Consider the following 16,501-nt stretch of genomic DNA (forward strand, 5'->3'; position numbering starts at 1 on the left):
GGGCAAGGCACTTCAGGCTGCGCGGGCCTTTGCGTTCTGCTGCAGGTAGTCCCGTAGTGCCTGTTGCTCCTGCACGGTCATCGCCAGGCCAAGCTTGCCACGACGCCACAGAATGTCATCGGCATGCTCGGCCCATTCTTCTTGCAACAGGTAGTCCACTTCGCGGGTGAACAACCCGGCACCGATCGCCTGGCCCAGGTCCTCTGGACCCTGGACACCGTCGAGAAGTTGCCATATGCGGCTGCCGTAGGCCAGCGCCCAGCGTCGTGCGATGTCGACTGGCAACCAGCCATGGCGTGCCAGCACGGCATCGACCAGAGCCTGTACTGTCGTCATGTTCTCGCCCCCTGGCAAGGGAGCGGTGGCGGTCCAGCTGCCGCGCATCTGGGTGAAGAACGGCTTGAGTTCGGCCATGGCCGATTCGGCCAGCTTGCGGTAGGTGGTCAGCTTGCCGCCGAACACCGACAGTAGCGGCGCCTGCCCTTCACTTGCGGACAGCGCCAGCGTGTAGTCACGGGTTACCGCCGACGGGTTGTCCGACTCGTCGTTGCACAGCGGGCGTACGCCGGAGTAAGTGTGCAGGATGTCGGCACGGCTCAGTTGGTGGTTGAAGTGGGCGTTCACCACCGTGAGCAGGTAGTCGGTTTCCTGCTCGGTGATCGCCACCTTGGCCGGGTCGCCGTTGTATTCGCGGTCTGTGGTACCGATAAGTGTGAAACGGTCCAGATACGGGATGCAGAAGACGATGCGCTGGTCTTCGTTCTGCAGGATGAAGGCATGTTCGCCCTCGTACAGGCGAGGCACGATGAGGTGGCTACCTTGGATCAGGCGGATGCCGTAAGGCGCGTCGAGCTTCAGGTCGTCCTTGATGAAGCTCGCCACCCAGGGACCGGCAGCATTGACCAACGCTCGGGCGTGGATGGTCTGCAGGCTGCCATCGGCGTGCTGCAGTTCCACCTGCCACAGGCCATCGACGCGTTCGGCACGCAGGCAGCGGGTGCGGGTACGGATCTGCGCGCCCTGTTCACGAGCGGCCATGGCATTGAGTACCACCAGGCGGGCGTCATCCACCGCGCAGTCGGCATATTCGAAGCCACGGGTGATGGCGGGCTTGAGCGGGTAACCCGGGCCAAAGCGCAGGCTGCGCGAAGCACCCAGGCGCTTGCGCTTGCCGAGGTGATCGTAGAGGAACAAACCAGCGCGGATCATCCAGGCCGGGCGCAGATGCGGGCGGTGCGGCAGCACGAAACGCATGGGCTTGACGATGTGCGGCGCCTTGGCCAGCAGCACTTCGCGCTCGGCCAGGGCTTCGCGTACCAGGCGGAATTCGTAGTGCTCCAGATAGCGCAGGCCACCATGGATCAGCTTGCTGCTGGCCGAGGAGGTGTGCTGTGCCAGGTCATCCTTTTCACAAAGGAACACCTTGAGGCCGCGCCCGGCGGCATCGGCAGCGATGCCCACGCCATTGATGCCACCGCCGATAACGGCGAGGTCGTAGCAGTCTTGGAGGGGTGGCTGGGACGAAACGGGCTGGGACACGGGCAAGGCCTCCTGGGGCTGTTCACATCGAAAGTGAACATCAATGTTCGTTTCCGAAAATATTAGCCTAATGAACAGGCGGCTGCCAGTCAGTCTTTATAGAAAAAACTGATCGGATGACAGGGAAATGAACATTTGCGAAAAGGCAGGGTGATCGATTTACAAGGCAGGTAGATCAAGCGCCGCCAGGGCGGTGCTCGACCCAACGGCTTGCATGGGGCGAGGTCAGCAGCCTCAAACCACGTCGAGGCGGATCTTGTACTGGTTGAGCAACTGGGTCAGGGCCGGGGAAGGGGCCTGGTCGGTCACCAGGCAGTCGACCAGGCTGATCGAGCCCAGGCGAACCATGGCATTGCGCCCGAACTTGCTTGAGTCCGCCGCCAGCAGCACCTGGCGGGCATTGGCGATGATGGCCTGGGATACCCGTACTTCCTGGTAGTCGAAGTCCAGCAGGCTGCCGTCCTCGTCAATGCCGCTGATGCCGACTACGGCGAAATCGACCTTGAACTGGTTGATGAAGTCGACGCTCGCCTGGCCCACCACGCCACCGTCGCGGCGGACCGTGCCGCCGGCCACGAGCACTTCGAAGTCGTCCTTGGCCGCCAGGATCGCCGCCACGTGCAGGTTGTTGGTGATGACTTTCAGGTGATTGTGGTTGAGCAGGGCGCGGGCGATGGATTCGGTGGTGGTGCCGATGTTGATGAACAGCGAGGCATGGTCGGGAATCTGCCGGGCCACGGCGTCGGCGATGCGTTGCTTCTCGTCGCGCATCTGGTCTGCGCGCATGGCGTAGGCGGTGTTTTCGATGCTCGAGTCGTAGGCGGCACCACCGTGGTAGCGGCGCAACAGGTTGGCTTCGGCGAGCTGGTTGATATCGCGGCGGATGGTCTGCGGGGTGACGACGAACAGCTGCGCCATTTCCTCGATGCTGACATAACCGCGTTCGCGGACAAGCTCGAGGATTTGTTGTTGGCGTGGAGGCAGATTCATGGGCGGTCCTTTGGGGCAGCCGGACAAATTCTGCAATGATGCCGTAGGTCGTGGTGTAGGACCAGTCTGGTTGATGCGTAAAGGACCATCGCGGGGCGTGGTAAGGGGGCTCGCCCCGCGATGCTTTCGCTATCAGGCGTCGTGATCTTCCCAGTCGCGGGTGCGGTCAACAGCCTTGCGCCAGCCCTTGTACAGCTTCTCCTTGGCCGCTTCGTCCAACTGCGGACTGAACTCTCGCTCGATGATCGCCTTGTCGCGCAGCTCGTCCAGGCCGCTCCAGAAACCGCAGGCCAGGCCCGCCAGGTAGGCGGCGCCCAGCGCTGTGGTTTCGCGCATTTTCGGACGCTCGACGCAGGTGCCGAGAATGTCGGCCTGGAACTGCATGAGGAAGTTGTTGGCCACCGCGCCACCGTCCACGCGCAGTTCGGACAGGCGCTGGCCGCAGTCCTGCTGCATGGCGTCGAGTACGTCACGGGTCTGGTAGGCGATCGACTCGAGGGCGGCACGGATGATGTGATCGACCTTGACGCCACGGGTCAGGCCGAACAGCGCGCCGCGGGCGTACGGGTCCCAGTAGGGCGCACCCAGGCCGGTGAAGGCTGGCACCAGGTAGACACCGTTGCTGTCCTTGACCTTGCTGGCAAAGTACTCGGTGTCGTAGGCATCGTTGACGATCTTCAGTTCGTCACGCAGCCACTGCACGGTGGAACCACCGTTGAAGACCGCGCCCTCAAGGGCGTAGGCCACTTCGCCACGCGGGCCGCAGGCAATGGTGGTGAGCAGGCCGTGGGACGATTGCACCGCCTTGTCACCGGTGTTCATCAGCAGGAAGCAGCCGGTGCCGTAGGTGTTCTTGGCCTGGCCGGGCTCCACGCACATCTGGCCGAACAGCGCCGATTGCTGGTCACCGGCGATACCGGCGATGGCAATGCCGCTCTTGGTATGGCCATAGACTTCGGACGACGGGCGAACTTCGGGCAGCATCTGGCTTGGGATGCCGAGGATATCGAGGAGCTTTTCGTCCCATTGCAGGCTGTGGATGTTGAACATCAGCGTGCGCGAGGCGTTGGTGTAGTCGGTGACATGCACCTTGCCACCGGAGAACTTCCAGATCAGCCAGGTATCGATGGTGCCGAACAGCAGCTCGCCACGCTCGGCGCGCTCGCGCACGCCCTCGACGTTATCGAGGATCCACTTGAGCTTGGTGCCGGAGAAGTACGGGTCGGTGACCAGGCCGGTTGCCTCGCGGATGTACTGCTCATGGCCGTCGCGCTTGAGCTGGGCACAGATCTCGGTGCTGCGCCGGCATTGCCAGACGATGGCGTTGTACACCGGGCGCCCGGTTTCCTTGTCCCAGACGACGGTGGTCTCGCGCTGGTTGGTGATGCCGATGGCGGCGACCTGGGCGTGGCTGATGCCGGCCTGGGCCAGGGCCTCGACCATGGTCGCGCTCTGGGTGGCGAAGATTTCCATCGGGTCGTGCTCGACCCAGCCCGCCTGTGGGTAGTGCTGGGCGAATTCACGCTGCGAGGTGCCCACCACGTTGGCGTCGCGATCGAAGATGATGGCGCGCGAACTGGTGGTGCCCTGGTCCAGGGCGATGATGTAGTTCTTGTCCAGGGTATCGGTCATGTCGGTGGCCTTGCACGAATAGGGGGTAGTTCAGGGCGTGGCGGGCGCCGGGTGTCAGCCCGGGCCCGGCGTTGGCATCAGGAAACCTGGGTGTCGCCCTGAGGATTATCGTCTGTCTGTTGGGGCGCGGCTTGTGTCGTCGGCAAATTGCGGGCGATCAGCCCGCGGTACAAGGCCGCGCCCAGGCTGGCACCGAGGATCGGCGCGAACACCGGCACCAGGAAATACGGAATATCGCGCCCGCCGGTGAAGGCAATTTCGCCCCAGCCGGCCAGGAAGGTCATCAGTTTAGGCCCGAAATCGCGCGCCGGGTTCATCGCAAAGCCGGTCAGCGGGCCCATCGCGCTGCCGATCACGGCGATCAGCAGGCCGATCAGCAGGGGCGCGGTGGCGCCACGGGGCAGGCCGTTGTTGTCGTCGGTCAGGGCCATGATCACGGCCATCAGAATGGCGGTGATGATCACTTCGACCAGGAACGCCTGGCCGGTGGACAGCGCCGGGTGCGGATAGGTGGAGAACACCGAGGCCAGTTCGAGGCTGGCCTGGCTGCCGCGCAGCATGGCGTGGCTTTGTTCGAAATCGAAGAACAGGTTGCTGTACAGGAAGTACACCAACGCGGCGCCGCAGAATGCGCCGCACACCTGGGCGAGCATGTAGAACGGCAGCTTGCGCTTGTCGAAGCCGGCGAAAACGGCCAGCGCGATGCTGACCGCCGGGTTCAGGTGCGCGCCGGACACACCGGCGGTGAGGTAGATCGCCATGCTCACGCCGACACCCCAGATGATGCTTATTTCCCACAGGCCGAAGCTGGCACCGGCGACCTTGAGCGCGGCGACACAGCCGGTACCGAAGAATATGAGCAGGGCAGTGCCGAGAAATTCGGCCAGGCACTGGGCGGATAGCGTGGGTTGTCGTAGAGCAGTCGTCATGTATGACCTCGGTTCTTGTTGTTGTGAGGCGCTGGGCGCTCGACAGCAAAAAGCCCGGAGTCGATCCCCATTGACGCCGGGCGGGTACAGGAAGCGTACCTTATAGGTGCACCATTTATTCATAAACGAAAAAATATAGACAAGAAACGCTGATGTCAAAGGTCGAAAATGAACGCTCAGCCACATTCTGACTGCCGTGCCGCGTGGTGAATCCACGGCCGCTGCTCTAGCCTGGGTCCTGCGCTGGCTGCCCCGGCGGATTTACCCTAAAGTACCGGGCGACTTGTGATCGCCTGGAGCCGTTGATGACCCCCGCCCTGGACCTACTGAAAAAGGCGCGTGCCGAGCACCGCGTGCACAGCTACGAACATGATCCGAAATCCGCATCGTACGGTCTGGAGGCTGCGGAAAAGCTCGGCCTTGACCCATTGCGCGTGTTCAAGACGCTGCTCGCCAGCAGTGAAAAAGGTGAGCTGCTGGTGGCGGTGGTGCCGGTGGGCGGAACGCTCGATCTGAAGGCGTTGGCCCATGCGGCCGGCGTGAAGAAATGCGAAATGGCCGACCCGCAGGCTGCCCAGCGCGCCACGGGCTACCTGGTTGGCGGGATCAGCCCGCTGGGACAAAAGAAGCGCCTGCGCACTTTTATCGATCAATCCGCGCAACAACATGAAACGATTCATGTGAGCGCAGGCCGCCGCGGACTGGAAGTGGAACTCGCCGCAGTGGTGCTCGCTGCCCATACCCAGGCACAGTTCGCCGAGATCGGTCGCGGCTGATCATCTGTACTGATTCAAATTCCACGACTCTGTCACTGTTCGGTCCAGGCGCCTTGCTCCATGCTCGTGGCCTTTCCGCCCTACACAGGAGTCGTGGCATGCAGCTGCATTTTCACCAGGTCGATGCGTTCAGTGACCGGCCCTTCGCCGGCAATCCGGCCATGGTCTACCACCTGGAGCAGTGGCTAGACGATGCGCTGATGCAGCAGATCGCCGCCGAGCACAACCTTGCCGAAACTGCGTTCGTGGTCGCTGAAGGAGAGGGCTACCGGATTCGCTGGTTCACCCCCGCTACCGAAGTACCGCTGTGCGGTCATGCCACCCTTGCCAGTGCGCATGTGCTGTTCGAGGTCTATGGCGAGCAGAAACCCCGTCTGGACTTTCAAAGCCTGTCCGGTCCATTGAGCGTGACGCGTGAAGGGGGCCGCCTGTGGCTCGATTTCCCGCGCATCGATCCGCAGCCCTTGGCTGAGCCGGTGGCCGTGGCCGAGGCGCTGGGGTGCGAGGTACAGGAGGTTTACCAGACCAAGGAGCTGCTGGTGGTACTGGCTTCTGAGCAAGCCGTGCGTATCTGCACGCCAGACATGGTGGCGCTGGCGAAACTGCCAGGTCTAGGCGTGATCGTGACGGCGCCGGGTGAAGAGCACGATTTCGTGTCGCGCTATTTTGCACCGAGTATCGGCATCCCCGAGGATCCGGTCACAGGTTCCGTTCACTGCTCGCTTATTCCTTACTGGGCGACACGCCTTGGCAAGTCGCAACTGCACGCGTTCCAGCGCTCTGCACGCGGTGGCGAGCTGTTCTGCCGATTGGAGGGGAAACGGGTGAAGATCGGTGGACAGGCCCGCTTGGTGGCCTCTGGTACTTTGATGGTCTGATTCAAGGTGATCGGGCGAGCCCGCCCCACGCCTGTTTACAGGACGTGGAAACGGGCTTGCCACGCGCTGCTGTCGAACCTCAGAGCGCCGAGCTGATGCGACGCACGCCATTCTCCTGGCGCGGTAGCTGCGCGGCAACGCTACCAGGCACCGGGAACAGCACGAGATGATCGGCGGCGACGGCGATGCCGACGTCCTGGCCGAGCAAGTGGTCGTTGTGGCTGGGGAAGATCGCTTCGAGCTGGCTGCCGGTGGGAAGCTGCAGGCGATACAAGGTCGAAGCGCCGAGGAAGCTTTTGCCGATGACCTGTGCCCGCAGCGTGCTGTCGGGGGCATGGATGATGTCGTCGGGGCGCAACAGCACATCCACCGAGCTTCCCGGTGCCATGGTATAGGCCCGGTTGCCGCGCAGCTCGCCGAGTTCGGTGGCTACTGCTTCGTGGCTGCTCATCTGGCCGCGAATGAAGTATCCCTGGCCGATGAAGCTGGCGACGAACGGGGTCTGCGGCTCGTGGTAGAGGTTGTAGGGCGTGTCCCACTGCTCCAGGCGCCCCTCCTTGAATACCCCCACATGATCGCTGACGGCAAAGGCTTCTTCCTGGTCGTGGGTGACCAGGATGGCGCTGGTGCCGCGGCTCTTGAGGATGTCGCGGACCTCGTGGCTCAAGCGTCGGCGCAGCTCCACGTCGAGGTTGGAGAACGGCTCGTCAAGCAACAGCAGCTGTGGCTCCGGTGCAAGCGCACGGGCCAGGGCCACGCGTTGCTGCTGGCCGCCCGACAACTCGTGCGGGTAACGCCCGCCGAGGCCGGCCAGCTTGACCAGCTCGAGCATCTCCTCGACCACCGCCGCCTGGCGCGGGTGCTTGCCGATACCGAAGGCGATGTTCTGCGCGACGGTCAGGTGGGGGAACAGCGCGTAGTCCTGGAACACCATGCCGATGCGGCGTTTCTCCGGTGCCAGGGTGAACCCGGCGCGGGAGATGACCTCGCCGCCCAGCTGGATCTCGCCTTCGTGCACCGGCTCGAACCCGGCGATGGCGCGCAGCGTGGTGGTCTTGCCGCAACCAGAGGACCCCAGCAGGCAACCAATGTCGCCTGCGTTGAGGTGCAGGTTGAGGTTCTGGACGATGCGCTGGTCGCCATAGCCACAGGCCAGGTTGCGCAGGTTGAGCAGTAGCTGTTGACTCATGCGTGGTGGTAAGCCGGTTCTACAAGGAATTCCAGAAGTGCCTTCTGCGCATGCAGGCGGTTCTCAGCTTCGTCCCAGGCGACCGAACGGGGGTCGTCGAGCAGGTCCTGGCTGATTTCCTCGCCACGGTGGGCGGGCAGGCAATGCATGAACAGGGCGTCGGGTGCCGCCAGGTCGAGCAGTTCGCGGGTGACCTGGTAAGGCGCGAAATGCGCCAGGCGCCGTGCAGTTTCCTCTTCCTGGCCCATGGAAGTCCAGACATCCGTGGTTACCAGGTGGGCGCCGCGCACGGCTTCCTTCGGATCCCGGATGATCTGCACGCGGTCGCCACCCAGTTGCAGGAAGCGCGGATCGGGCTCGTAGCCTTCAGGGCAAGTGATGCGCAGTTGGAAATCGAACTGCACGGCAGCTTCGATATAGGAGTTGCACATGTTGAAGCCGTCGCCGACCCAGGCCACGGTCTTGCCCTGGATCGCGCCACGGTGTTCGAAGAAGGTCTGCATGTCGGCCAGCAACTGGCAGGGGTGCGATTCGTCGGACAGGCCGTTGATGACTGGCACCTTCGAATTGGCGGCGAATTCGGTGAGGGTGCTGTGGGCGTGGGTACGGATCATCACTGCGTCGACCATGCTCGACAGCACGATGGCGCTGTCGGCGATCGGCTCGCCGCGGCCCAGCTGGGTGTCGCGCGGCGACAGGAAGATCGCCTGGCCGCCAAGCTGGATCATGCCCGCTTCGAAGGACACTCGGGTACGGGTCGAGGATTTCTCGAAGATCATCCCCAGTACACGGTTCTTCAACGGCTCGAACAGCACGCCTCGTTTACGCAGGTCCTTCAGCTCGATGCCGCGACGGATCACGCCGAGCAATTCGTCAGCGGTGAAATCCAGCAGGGAGAGAAAGTGCCTAGCGCTCATGATTGACTACCTTATCTGCAACGTTTTGCAGGTCGACCGTATGGGTTTTGTTGACAACGGGAGTGACCTGCGGCGTAAGCCGCACGGGGCGGACGGAATAGGGAAAGGCGCAATACTATAATTAAATGTCGCCTGAAACCAAGAGGGGAAACAGCGCCTCTGTGTCAAAGGGTGTCGTAAGCCTTTGGCGAGCAGCTGTTTTTTATTTGCTACAGAGGTTGTACACGGCTTACCTCGATTTTGGCAAACCCATCGTCGCGAATCGTCGGCCTGATGTCGCCCGATTCACGCCGCGAAGCGCGCTGGCATGCCCGGTAGGTGCGGCGCATAGTCGAACCTTCAGAACAACAAGGCAGAGGCGGCCATGACCAAGACCCTGCATCACCGAGCCTGTCACCTGTGCGAAGCCATTTGCGGCCTGAACATCGAAGTTACCCATGAGGCAGAAGGGCCGCCGCGGATCAGCTCGATCAAGGGCGATCCGCAGGATCCGTTCAGCCGTGGCCACATCTGCCCCAAGGCGGTCGCCCTGCAGGACATCCAGGAGGACCCTGATCGCCTGCGCCAGCCTCATCGGCGTATCGGTGACCAGTGGCAGGCGATCGGCTGGGACGAGGCCTTCGCCTTCGCCGCAGAGCGGCTGTGGGCGGTGCAGCAGGCCCATGGGCGCAATGCAGTGGCGGTCTACCAGGGCAACCCCAGCGTGCACAACTATGGCTTAATGACCCACAGCAACTACTTCCTCGGCCTGCTCAAGACCCGCAACCGCTTCTCGGCCACCTCGGTGGACCAGCTGCCGCAGCACCTGACCAGCCACCTGATGTACGGCCATGGCCTGTTGCTGCCCATCCCGGACATCGACCACACGCAGTTCATGCTGATTCTTGGCGGCAATCCCCTGGCGTCCAATGGCAGCATCATGACCGTCCCAGATGTGGAAAAACGCCTGAAGGCACTCAAGGCCAGGGGCGGGCAGCTGGTGGTGGTGGATCCGCGGCGCAGCGAGACGGCGTTACTCGCCGATCGACACCTGTTCATTCGCCCTGGTGGCGACGCAGCGCTGCTGTGTGGCCTGTTGCATACCCTGTTCGACGAGGGCCTGGCCCGTGGCTCGCACCTGCCGATCAATGGTCTGGAGCAGGTGCGCGAGGCGATCCTGCCGTTCGATGCCGTCAGCATGAGCGCGTTGTGCGGCATCCCGGCCGAGGACATCCGCCAATTGGCGCGGGACTTCGCCGCTGCCGACAAGGCGGTGTGCTATGGCCGGATGGGGGTATCGACCCAGGCCTTCGGCTCGTTGTGCCACTGGCTGGTGCAATTGATCAACCTGGTCACCGGCAACCTTGATCGGGTTGGTGGTGCGTTATGCACCGAGCCGGCGGTCGATCTGGTCGGCAGCACCTCGGGTGGCCACTTCGACCAGTGGCGCAGCCGCGTCTCGGGGTTGCCCGAATATGCTGGCGAGCTGCCGGTCTCGGCCTTGGCCGAGGAGATCCTCGAGCCCGGTGACGGGCAGGTCCGGGCGTTGGTGACCGTGGCCGGCAACCCAGTGCTGTCCACGCCCAACGGGCGGCGCCTGGACGAGGCCTTGGCCGGCCTGGAGTTCATGCTCAGCATCGACCTCTACATCAACGAGACCACGCGTCATGCCGACCTGATCCTGCCTTCCACCTCGGCGCTGGAGAATGACCACTACGATTCCACCTTCAACCTGCTGGCGGTACGCAACGTCACCCGCTTCAACCGGGCGATCCTGCCCAAACCGGAGGGAGCGCTGCATGACTGGGAGATTTTCGTAGGCCTGGCCGAGGCCTTTGCCCAGCGTGCGCAGGTCGAGCTCAAGGCGACCCTGCCACCGGCACGGATGATCGACTTTGCCTTGCGCAAGGGCCCTTATGGTGACGACTCGTCCTGGAAGCTTTCCCTGCAGATGCTCGATGAATACCCCCACGGCCTGGATCTAGGGCCGCTGGGTGCTAACCTCGCGGTACGCTTGCGCACGGCTGGCGGCAAAGTCGAAGCCGCACCGGCGGTACTGCTCGGTGACCTGCAGCGCCTGGCCCGGCAGGCAGCGCCGACGGCAGGCCAGTTGTTGCTGATCGGCCGTCGCCATGTGCGCAGCAACAATTCCTGGATGCACAACTATCATCGGCTGGTCAAAGGCAAGCCGCGGCATCATCTGCTGATGCATCCGGATGATCTGCGCCACCGCCAGTTGCAAGATGGGCAGATGGTGCGGATCCGCTCGCGCACGGGCGTGATCGAAGTGCCTGTCCAAGCCAGCGAGGAGATGATGCCAGGGGTGGTCAGCCTGCCCCACGGCTACGGTCATGGGCGCCAGGGCGCGCGCTTGCAGGTGGCCGGTGCACAGCCGGGAGTGAGTGCCAATGACCTGACCGACGAGCACTTGCGTGATGGCGTATCCGGCAACGCCGCTCTCAATGGCGTACCTGTGCAAGTGGAGGCCGCCTGAGCATCGGCAAGGCCGAGCACGTCGCTCGGCTTTCCGATACAATGCGTCACCGTGCCGACGACCCAGTCGGAAAGTTCAGCCGAGGTGCTTCATGGATATCATCGATACAATCAAAGAGCAGATCGCCAACAACACCATTCTGCTTTACATGAAAGGTTCGCCGAATGCCCCGCAGTGCGGTTTCTCGGCCAAGGCTTCGCAAGCCGTGATGGGGTGTGGCGAGAAGTTCGCTTATGTCGACATCCTGCAGAACCCGGAAATCCGCGCCAACCTGCCCAAGTACGCCAATTGGCCTACCTTCCCGCAACTGTGGGTGGCGGGTGAACTGGTCGGCGGCAGCGACATCATGATCGAGATGTTCGAAAATGGTGAACTGCAGACCCTGATCAAGGATGCGGCCGCCAAGGCCAAGGCTTCCGAAGCCTGATTCCGGCGTTCCTCGCCAGGATGCAAAAGCCCCGCAATAGCGGGGCTTTTTGTTGGCGTCGTTCGAGCAGTTACTCTTCGCCCATCTGCGACTGCAGGTAGTTCTCGATAGTGATCTTGTCGATCAGGCCCAGTTGAGTCTCCAGCCAATCGATGTGCTCTTCCTGGTCCTCGAGGATGTCCTCGAGCACGTCGCGCGAACCGAAGTCGCCAGCGGTTTCACAATGGGCGATGGCGGCTTTCAGGTCGGCGTGGGCCTTTTTCTCGAGCTTCAGATCGCAGTCGAGCATCTCCTTGGTGTGCTCGCCGATCATGAGCTTGCCCAGGTCCTGGACGTTGGGAATGCCTTCGAGGAAGAGGATGCGCTTGATCAGCTTGTCAGCATCCTTCATCGCCTGGATGGACTCTTTGTACTCGAGTTTGCCGATTTTGTTCAGGCCCCAATCTTCGTACATGCGCGCATGCAGGAAGTACTGGTTGATTGCGACCAGCTCGTTTCCGAGGACCTTGTTGAGATGCTGGATGACGCTTACGTCGCCTTTCATGATGGGGTCTGCCCTGTAGAAGTTGAGCCAATGCAAACAAGTTTGAGCCCCGCAACTATCTATGTCAAACCTAAGTTATTGAATAATAAGTGAAAATTAATCGGAATAAGAATGTTTGTGAACCGCGTTCGAGCGCTAACTTATTGAATTACGGGCATAAAAAAACCGGACACTGGGTCCGGTTCTTCGAATTTGGGGAAATTACGCCGCGTTGAATTCAACGGGGTAGGGCAGGACGGCCTGCTGGCTCAGTTGCAGCTCGGTGAGGGTTTCGCGTACCACCTGCTTGGCGAGGCAGGCGCACTTGCCGCACTGGCTGGCCACATTGGTGGCGGCTCGCACTTCCTTGTAGCTGCAGCATCCTTCGTAGATCGCATCGCGGATCTGTCCGTCGGTGACACCGACACAAAGACACACATACATAAAGGCTGACCATCGCGGGTTGAGTCGATGCGTTGGAGAGTAATGGTAATGAGAATGCTTGTCAAAACACTTTGTGTAAGGTGCGTTCCAGAGCGACCGGCGGTTGAGATTCGGCCTGTCACGCAAAGCTGTGTATGATGGTCGGCCTTTGCTGGATCCGGGGGACGCGTTCCGCCCGGGCAAGGTTTTTCACCCCTCATCAGGAGAGATCGAATGAGCGTACTCGTTGGCAAACAAGCCCCGGACTTCACCGTTCCAGCCGTGCTGGGCAACGGCGAGATCGTTGACAGCTTCAACCTGGCCTCGGCCATCAAGGGCAAGTACGGCCTGGTGTTCTTCTACCCACTGGACTTCACCTTCGTCTGCCCGTCCGAGCTGATCGCCCTGGACAACCGCATCCCTGACTTCCAGGCGCGTAACGTTGAAGTGATCGGCGTGTCGATCGACTCGCACTTCACCCACAACGCCTGGCGCAACACCCCGGTCAACAATGGCGGCATCGGCCAGGTCAAGTACACCCTGGCAGCCGACATGACCCACGAAATCTGCAAGGCCTACGACGTCGAGTCCGAAGGCGGCGTGGCCTTCCGTGGCGCCTTCCTGATCGACACCAACGGTGTTGTCCGCTCGCAGATCGTCAACGACCTGCCGCTGGGCCGCAACATGGACGAGCTGCTGCGCCTGGTCGACGCCCTGCAATTCCACGAAGAGCACGGCGAAGTCTGCCCGGCCAACTGGAAGAAAGGCGACAAGGGCATGAACGCTTCGCCGGAAGGCGTCGCGGCTTACCTGAGCGAGAACGCTGGCAAGCTGTAATTTGCCAAGCGCATAAAAAAACCGGCCCTGGTGGCCGGTTTTTTTATGCTTCAAGCTGCAAGCGTGCGATCAGTCGTTGAAATCGCGCCAGCCGCCCATCTCTTTCCAGCGATTGACGATGCCGCAGAACAGCTCGGCAGTCTTCTCGGTGTCGTAACGTGCCGAATGCGCTTCACGGCCGTCGAAGTCGATGTCCGCGCTCTGGCAGGCTCGGGCCAGCACTGTCTGGCCGTAGGCGAGGCCAGCGAGGGTGGCGGTGTCGAAGCTGGAGAACGGGTGGAACGGGTTGCGCTTGATATCGTTGCGCGCAACGGCAGCGTTGAGGAAACCCAGGTCGAAGCTGCTGTTATGCCCCACCAGGATCGCCCGCTTGCAGCCATTGGCCTTCAGCGCCTTGCGCACGCCGCGGAAAATATCGGTCAGTGCACTTTCCTCGCTCACCGCCATGCGCAGCGGGTGATCGAGCTTGATGCCGGTGAACTCCAGCGCGGCGGCCTCGATATTGGCCCCTTCGAACGGTTCGACCCGATGGAAGTAGGTGTGCTCGGGGAACAGGAAGCCCTTTTCATCCATGCCGATGGTGACGGCGGCAATCTCCAGCAGCGCGTCGGTGGCGCTGTTGAAACCACCGGTCTCGACATCCACCACCACAGGCAGGTAGCCGCGGAAACGCTCGGCCATGGGATGGCGCGAGCCACTGCTGACCTGGCTGTCCTGGTCGTCTTCGTAAAGATCTTCGCTCACGCGTGGTCCTCCTGCAGGCGCCAGCGCAGTGTTTCACCAGCGCGCAGGGGAATGACGGTGGTGTCACCGAAGGGCAGGCTGTCCGGCGCTGTCCATTGCTCACGCACCAGGGTGATGGTGTCGGTATTGCGCGGCAGGCCGTAGAAATCAGGGCCATGCTTGCTGGCGAAGCCTTCGAGCTTGTCCAGTGCGTTGCGCTGCTCGAACGCCTCGGCATACAACTCGATGGCGGCGTAGGCGGTATAGCAGCCGGCGCAGCCGCAGGCGGCTTCCTTGGCATGCTTGGCGTGAGGCGCCGAGTCGGTACCGAGGAAGAATTTCGGGTTGCCGCTGGTCGCGGCATCCAGCAACGCTACCTGGTGGGTGTTGCGCTTGAGGATCGGCAGGCAATAGAAATGCGGGCGGATACCGCCAACCAGCATGTGGTTGCGGTTGTACAGCAGGTGCTGGGCAGTGATGGTGGCACCGACGTTGGCCGGCGCCTCGGTGACGAACTGCGCGGCGTCGCTGGTGGTGATGTGCTCGAACACCACTTTCAGGGTCGGGAAACGCTCGACCAGGCGGCGCATGTGCTCGTCGATGAAACGCTTCTCGCGGTCGAACACGTCGATTTCACTGCGCGTGACCTCACCGTGCACCAGCAGGGGCATGCCGGTTTCGGCCAGTGCCTCGATTGCCGGGAAGATGTTGTCGATGCTGGTCACGCCCGAATCGGAGTTGGTGGTGGCGCCGGCCGGGTACAGCTTGGCGGCGTACACGATCCCGCTGGCCTTGGCGGCGCGGATGTCTTCCGGGCTGGTGCGGTCGGTAAGATACAGCACCATCAGTGGCTCGAAACGGCTGCCGGCGGGGCGTGCGGCAAGGATGCGGGCGCGGTAGGCATCGGCCTCGACGGCGTTGCGCACCGGCGGAACCAGGTTGGGCATGATGATGGCGCGGGCGAAGGTACGCGCCACGTCACCGACGGTGTGAGGCAGGACGGCACCATCGCGCAGATGGATGTGCCAGTCGTCGGGGCGCAGGAGGGTCAGGCGATCGGACATTGGAGATTCCAGGCGGGTCGAACTCAGAAGCCAATGCTACCGGAAAACCCCTGTTCGAGCACGGCTATCAAGTTTTCCGACAGGCGTCCGATAGCATTCAGGTAAGCCGTCAGAATCAGTGGAGCCGACCGTGCGCCAGCGTTACCTAGCCCTGTTCACCCTTGTCGCCAGCCTGCCGGCCGGGGCCATGACCTTCCAGACCCGCGTGGAGAACGTCGCCTGGAAAGTCGAGGGTGACCAGTTCGAATGTCGCCTGATCCAGCCGATCGACGGTTTCGGCAGCGGCGAGTTCGTGCGCCGTGCCGGCGAACAACCGACCTTCCAGCTGCGCTCCGACAGCAACGTCCTCGGCGCAGGGTCAGCCACCTTGCTGGCCGCCGCAGCCCCCTGGCAGCCAGGGCGGGGCGATATCAACCTCGGTGCGGTGCACATGGCCCGCACTGGTGTGTTGTTCACCTCCAGTCAAGGCCAGGCCAGCCGCCTGATCAATGGCCTGCTCGATGGCCGCAGCACGGTGGTGCGCAACTATCGGGGCGAGGGTGGCCGGCCGATGCAAGTGCAGGTGATGCCAGTCAGCTTCGCCAAGGCCTACAGCGACTACCAGCTGTGCGCCGCCAAGCTGCTGCCGATGAACTATGACCAGATCCGCCAGACCCAGGTTGGTTTCCCCGGAGGCGGGATCGAACTGGACAGCTCGGCGCGTGCGCGCCTGGATGTGCTGCTGGACTATTTGAAGGCCGATCCGACGGTCAATCACATCGAGCTCAACGGCCACTCCGACAACAGCGGCAACCGCCTGACCAACCGCGACACCTCGCGCCGACGGGCGTTGGCGGTGGCCGACTACCTCAAGGCCCATGGCGTGCCGGAAGAGCAGATCACCGTGCGCTTCCACGGCGAACGCTATCCGCTGGCCAAGAACAACTCTGCCGCCAACCGGGCGCGCAACCGCCGGGTGAACATCCAGCTCGAGCGCGTGACACCGGTCGAGAAACCGCTGGAGAAACCGGCGCCACCGGCGGCCCCGGCGCCCGCGGCTACCGCACCTGCGCCCGCGACGCCTGCGGCCGCTTCCGCCCAGCCCGCTCCAGCGAAATCCTGAGTGCGACAGCGGGTCGCGCTCTCGACAATTCCTGTCGCTTTGTCGTCACAAGCTGTCGCCCCATTGTAAATTTTTCGGC

16 protein-coding genes are annotated in these 16,501 nt (G+C 62.6%); 6 read left to right on the forward strand and 10 right to left on the reverse strand.

All coding sequences use genetic code 11. The annotated features are described in order from the left end of the window. Positions 1 to 12: 12 nt before the first annotated feature. The 4 genes from glpD to ACODS9_RS12005 form a co-directional block, all read right to left on the reverse strand. Positions 13 to 1,539, reverse strand: a complete 1,527-nt coding sequence (glpD, locus tag ACODS9_RS11990) for a glycerol-3-phosphate dehydrogenase (RefSeq protein WP_489093957.1) — start codon at positions 1,537 to 1,539, stop codon at positions 13 to 15. Between the two features lie 234 nt (positions 1,540 to 1,773). Beyond that, on the reverse strand, positions 1,774 to 2,529 hold the full coding sequence (glpR, locus tag ACODS9_RS11995) for a DNA-binding transcriptional repressor GlpR (protein ID WP_023629017.1): 756 nt from the start codon (positions 2,527 to 2,529) through the stop codon (positions 1,774 to 1,776). Positions 2,530 to 2,661: 132 nt separating this feature from the next. Further along, positions 2,662 to 4,161: a glycerol kinase GlpK gene (glpK, locus tag ACODS9_RS12000; RefSeq protein ID WP_046854445.1), complete on the reverse strand. Its 1,500-nt coding sequence runs from the start codon at positions 4,159 to 4,161 to the stop codon at positions 2,662 to 2,664. A 77-nt stretch (positions 4,162 to 4,238) separates the two neighbouring features. Further along, a complete protein-coding gene (locus tag ACODS9_RS12005) occupies positions 4,239 to 5,090 on the reverse strand; it encodes an MIP/aquaporin family protein (RefSeq protein WP_046854446.1) in 852 nt (283 codons plus the stop codon). 305 nt (positions 5,091 to 5,395) lie between these two features. On the opposite strand from ACODS9_RS12005, the gene ybaK reads away from it, so the two are divergent. Beyond that, a complete protein-coding gene (ybaK, locus tag ACODS9_RS12010) occupies positions 5,396 to 5,866 on the forward strand; it encodes a Cys-tRNA(Pro) deacylase (protein WP_110701961.1) in 471 nt (156 codons plus the stop codon). A gap of 98 nt (positions 5,867 to 5,964) precedes the next feature. Then, complete coding sequence (locus ACODS9_RS12015) at positions 5,965 to 6,744, forward strand: PhzF family phenazine biosynthesis protein (protein ID WP_489093958.1); 780 nt, start codon at positions 5,965 to 5,967, stop codon at positions 6,742 to 6,744. Between the two features lie 79 nt (positions 6,745 to 6,823). Here ACODS9_RS12015 and ACODS9_RS12020 read toward each other — a convergent pair whose 3' ends face one another. Then, entirely contained in the window at positions 6,824 to 7,933 is a 1,110-nt protein-coding gene (locus tag ACODS9_RS12020) for an ABC transporter ATP-binding protein (RefSeq protein ID WP_401110854.1), read from the reverse strand. Further along, positions 7,930 to 8,850, reverse strand: a complete 921-nt coding sequence (argF, locus tag ACODS9_RS12025; protein WP_046854449.1) for an ornithine carbamoyltransferase — start codon at positions 8,848 to 8,850, stop codon at positions 7,930 to 7,932. The genes ACODS9_RS12020 and argF overlap by 4 nt, the downstream gene beginning before the upstream one ends. 364 nt (positions 8,851 to 9,214) lie before the next feature. Between argF and ACODS9_RS12030 the strand changes: the two genes are divergently transcribed. Both ACODS9_RS12030 and grxD read left to right on the forward strand, forming a co-directional pair. Beyond that, entirely contained in the window at positions 9,215 to 11,323 is a 2,109-nt protein-coding gene (locus tag ACODS9_RS12030; protein ID WP_489093959.1) for a molybdopterin oxidoreductase family protein, read from the forward strand. 91 nt (positions 11,324 to 11,414) lie between these two features. Continuing rightward, positions 11,415 to 11,750: a Grx4 family monothiol glutaredoxin gene (gene grxD / locus ACODS9_RS12035; RefSeq protein ID WP_031314504.1), complete on the forward strand. Its 336-nt coding sequence runs from the start codon at positions 11,415 to 11,417 to the stop codon at positions 11,748 to 11,750. A 70-nt stretch (positions 11,751 to 11,820) separates the two neighbouring features. On the opposite strand, the gene bfr is transcribed toward grxD, so the two are convergent. Both bfr and ACODS9_RS12045 read right to left on the reverse strand, forming a co-directional pair. Next, positions 11,821 to 12,294, reverse strand: coding sequence for a bacterioferritin (gene bfr / locus ACODS9_RS12040; RefSeq protein ID WP_046854451.1), 474 nt, complete (start codon positions 12,292 to 12,294; stop codon positions 11,821 to 11,823). Between the two features lie 201 nt (positions 12,295 to 12,495). After that, entirely contained in the window at positions 12,496 to 12,717 is a 222-nt protein-coding gene (locus tag ACODS9_RS12045) for a bacterioferritin-associated ferredoxin (protein ID WP_011532520.1), read from the reverse strand. Positions 12,718 to 12,930: 213 nt separating this feature from the next. Here ACODS9_RS12045 and ACODS9_RS12050 point away from each other — a divergent pair, with 213 nt between their 5' ends. Then, entirely contained in the window at positions 12,931 to 13,533 is a 603-nt protein-coding gene (locus tag ACODS9_RS12050) for a peroxiredoxin (protein WP_023629028.1), read from the forward strand. A 69-nt stretch (positions 13,534 to 13,602) separates the two neighbouring features. On the opposite strand, the gene rnt is transcribed toward ACODS9_RS12050, so the two are convergent. Beyond that, complete coding sequence (gene rnt / locus ACODS9_RS12055) at positions 13,603 to 14,214, reverse strand: ribonuclease T (protein ID WP_225933324.1); 612 nt, start codon at positions 14,212 to 14,214, stop codon at positions 13,603 to 13,605. Positions 14,215 to 14,273: 59 nt separating this feature from the next. Beyond that, complete coding sequence (pyrC, locus tag ACODS9_RS12060; protein WP_367858115.1) at positions 14,274 to 15,320, reverse strand: dihydroorotase; 1,047 nt, start codon at positions 15,318 to 15,320, stop codon at positions 14,274 to 14,276. A gap of 130 nt (positions 15,321 to 15,450) precedes the next feature. On the opposite strand from pyrC, the gene ACODS9_RS12065 reads away from it, so the two are divergent. Further along, positions 15,451 to 16,422 (forward strand): flagellar protein MotY, encoded by a 972-nt coding sequence (locus ACODS9_RS12065; protein WP_489093960.1) that lies wholly within the window; start codon positions 15,451 to 15,453, stop codon positions 16,420 to 16,422. Positions 16,423 to 16,501 lie beyond the last annotated feature (79 nt).

This window comes from Pseudomonas sp. FG36 (assembly GCF_057809275.1).

What these genes read in the sequence shown, in the direction of transcription:
- glpR (WP_023629017.1), bottom strand. Translation starts at nt 2,529, where the DNA reads ATGAATCTGCCTCCACGCCAACAACAAATCCTCGAGCTTGTCCGCGAA.
- glpK (WP_046854445.1), bottom strand. Translation starts at nt 4,161, where the DNA reads ATGACCGATACCCTGGACAAGAACTACATCATCGCCCTGGACCAGGGC.
- ACODS9_RS12005 (WP_046854446.1), bottom strand. Translation starts at nt 5,090, where the DNA reads ATGACGACTGCTCTACGACAACCCACGCTATCCGCCCAGTGCCTGGCC.
- ybaK (WP_110701961.1), top strand. Translation starts at nt 5,396, where the DNA reads ATGACCCCCGCCCTGGACCTACTGAAAAAGGCGCGTGCCGAGCACCGC.
- ACODS9_RS12015 (WP_489093958.1), top strand. Translation starts at nt 5,965, where the DNA reads ATGCAGCTGCATTTTCACCAGGTCGATGCGTTCAGTGACCGGCCCTTC.
- ACODS9_RS12020 (WP_401110854.1), bottom strand. Translation starts at nt 7,933, where the DNA reads ATGAGTCAACAGCTACTGCTCAACCTGCGCAACCTGGCCTGTGGCTAT.
- argF (WP_046854449.1), bottom strand. Translation starts at nt 8,850, where the DNA reads ATGAGCGCTAGGCACTTTCTCTCCCTGCTGGATTTCACCGCTGACGAA.
- ACODS9_RS12030 (WP_489093959.1), top strand. Translation starts at nt 9,215, where the DNA reads ATGACCAAGACCCTGCATCACCGAGCCTGTCACCTGTGCGAAGCCATT.
- grxD (WP_031314504.1), top strand. Translation starts at nt 11,415, where the DNA reads ATGGATATCATCGATACAATCAAAGAGCAGATCGCCAACAACACCATT.
- bfr (WP_046854451.1), bottom strand. Translation starts at nt 12,294, where the DNA reads ATGAAAGGCGACGTAAGCGTCATCCAGCATCTCAACAAGGTCCTCGGA.
- ACODS9_RS12045 (WP_011532520.1), bottom strand. Translation starts at nt 12,717, where the DNA reads ATGTATGTGTGTCTTTGTGTCGGTGTCACCGACGGACAGATCCGCGAT.
- ACODS9_RS12050 (WP_023629028.1), top strand. Translation starts at nt 12,931, where the DNA reads ATGAGCGTACTCGTTGGCAAACAAGCCCCGGACTTCACCGTTCCAGCC.
- rnt (WP_225933324.1), bottom strand. Translation starts at nt 14,214, where the DNA reads ATGGCCGAGCGTTTCCGCGGCTACCTGCCTGTGGTGGTGGATGTCGAG.
- pyrC (WP_367858115.1), bottom strand. Translation starts at nt 15,320, where the DNA reads ATGTCCGATCGCCTGACCCTCCTGCGCCCCGACGACTGGCACATCCAT.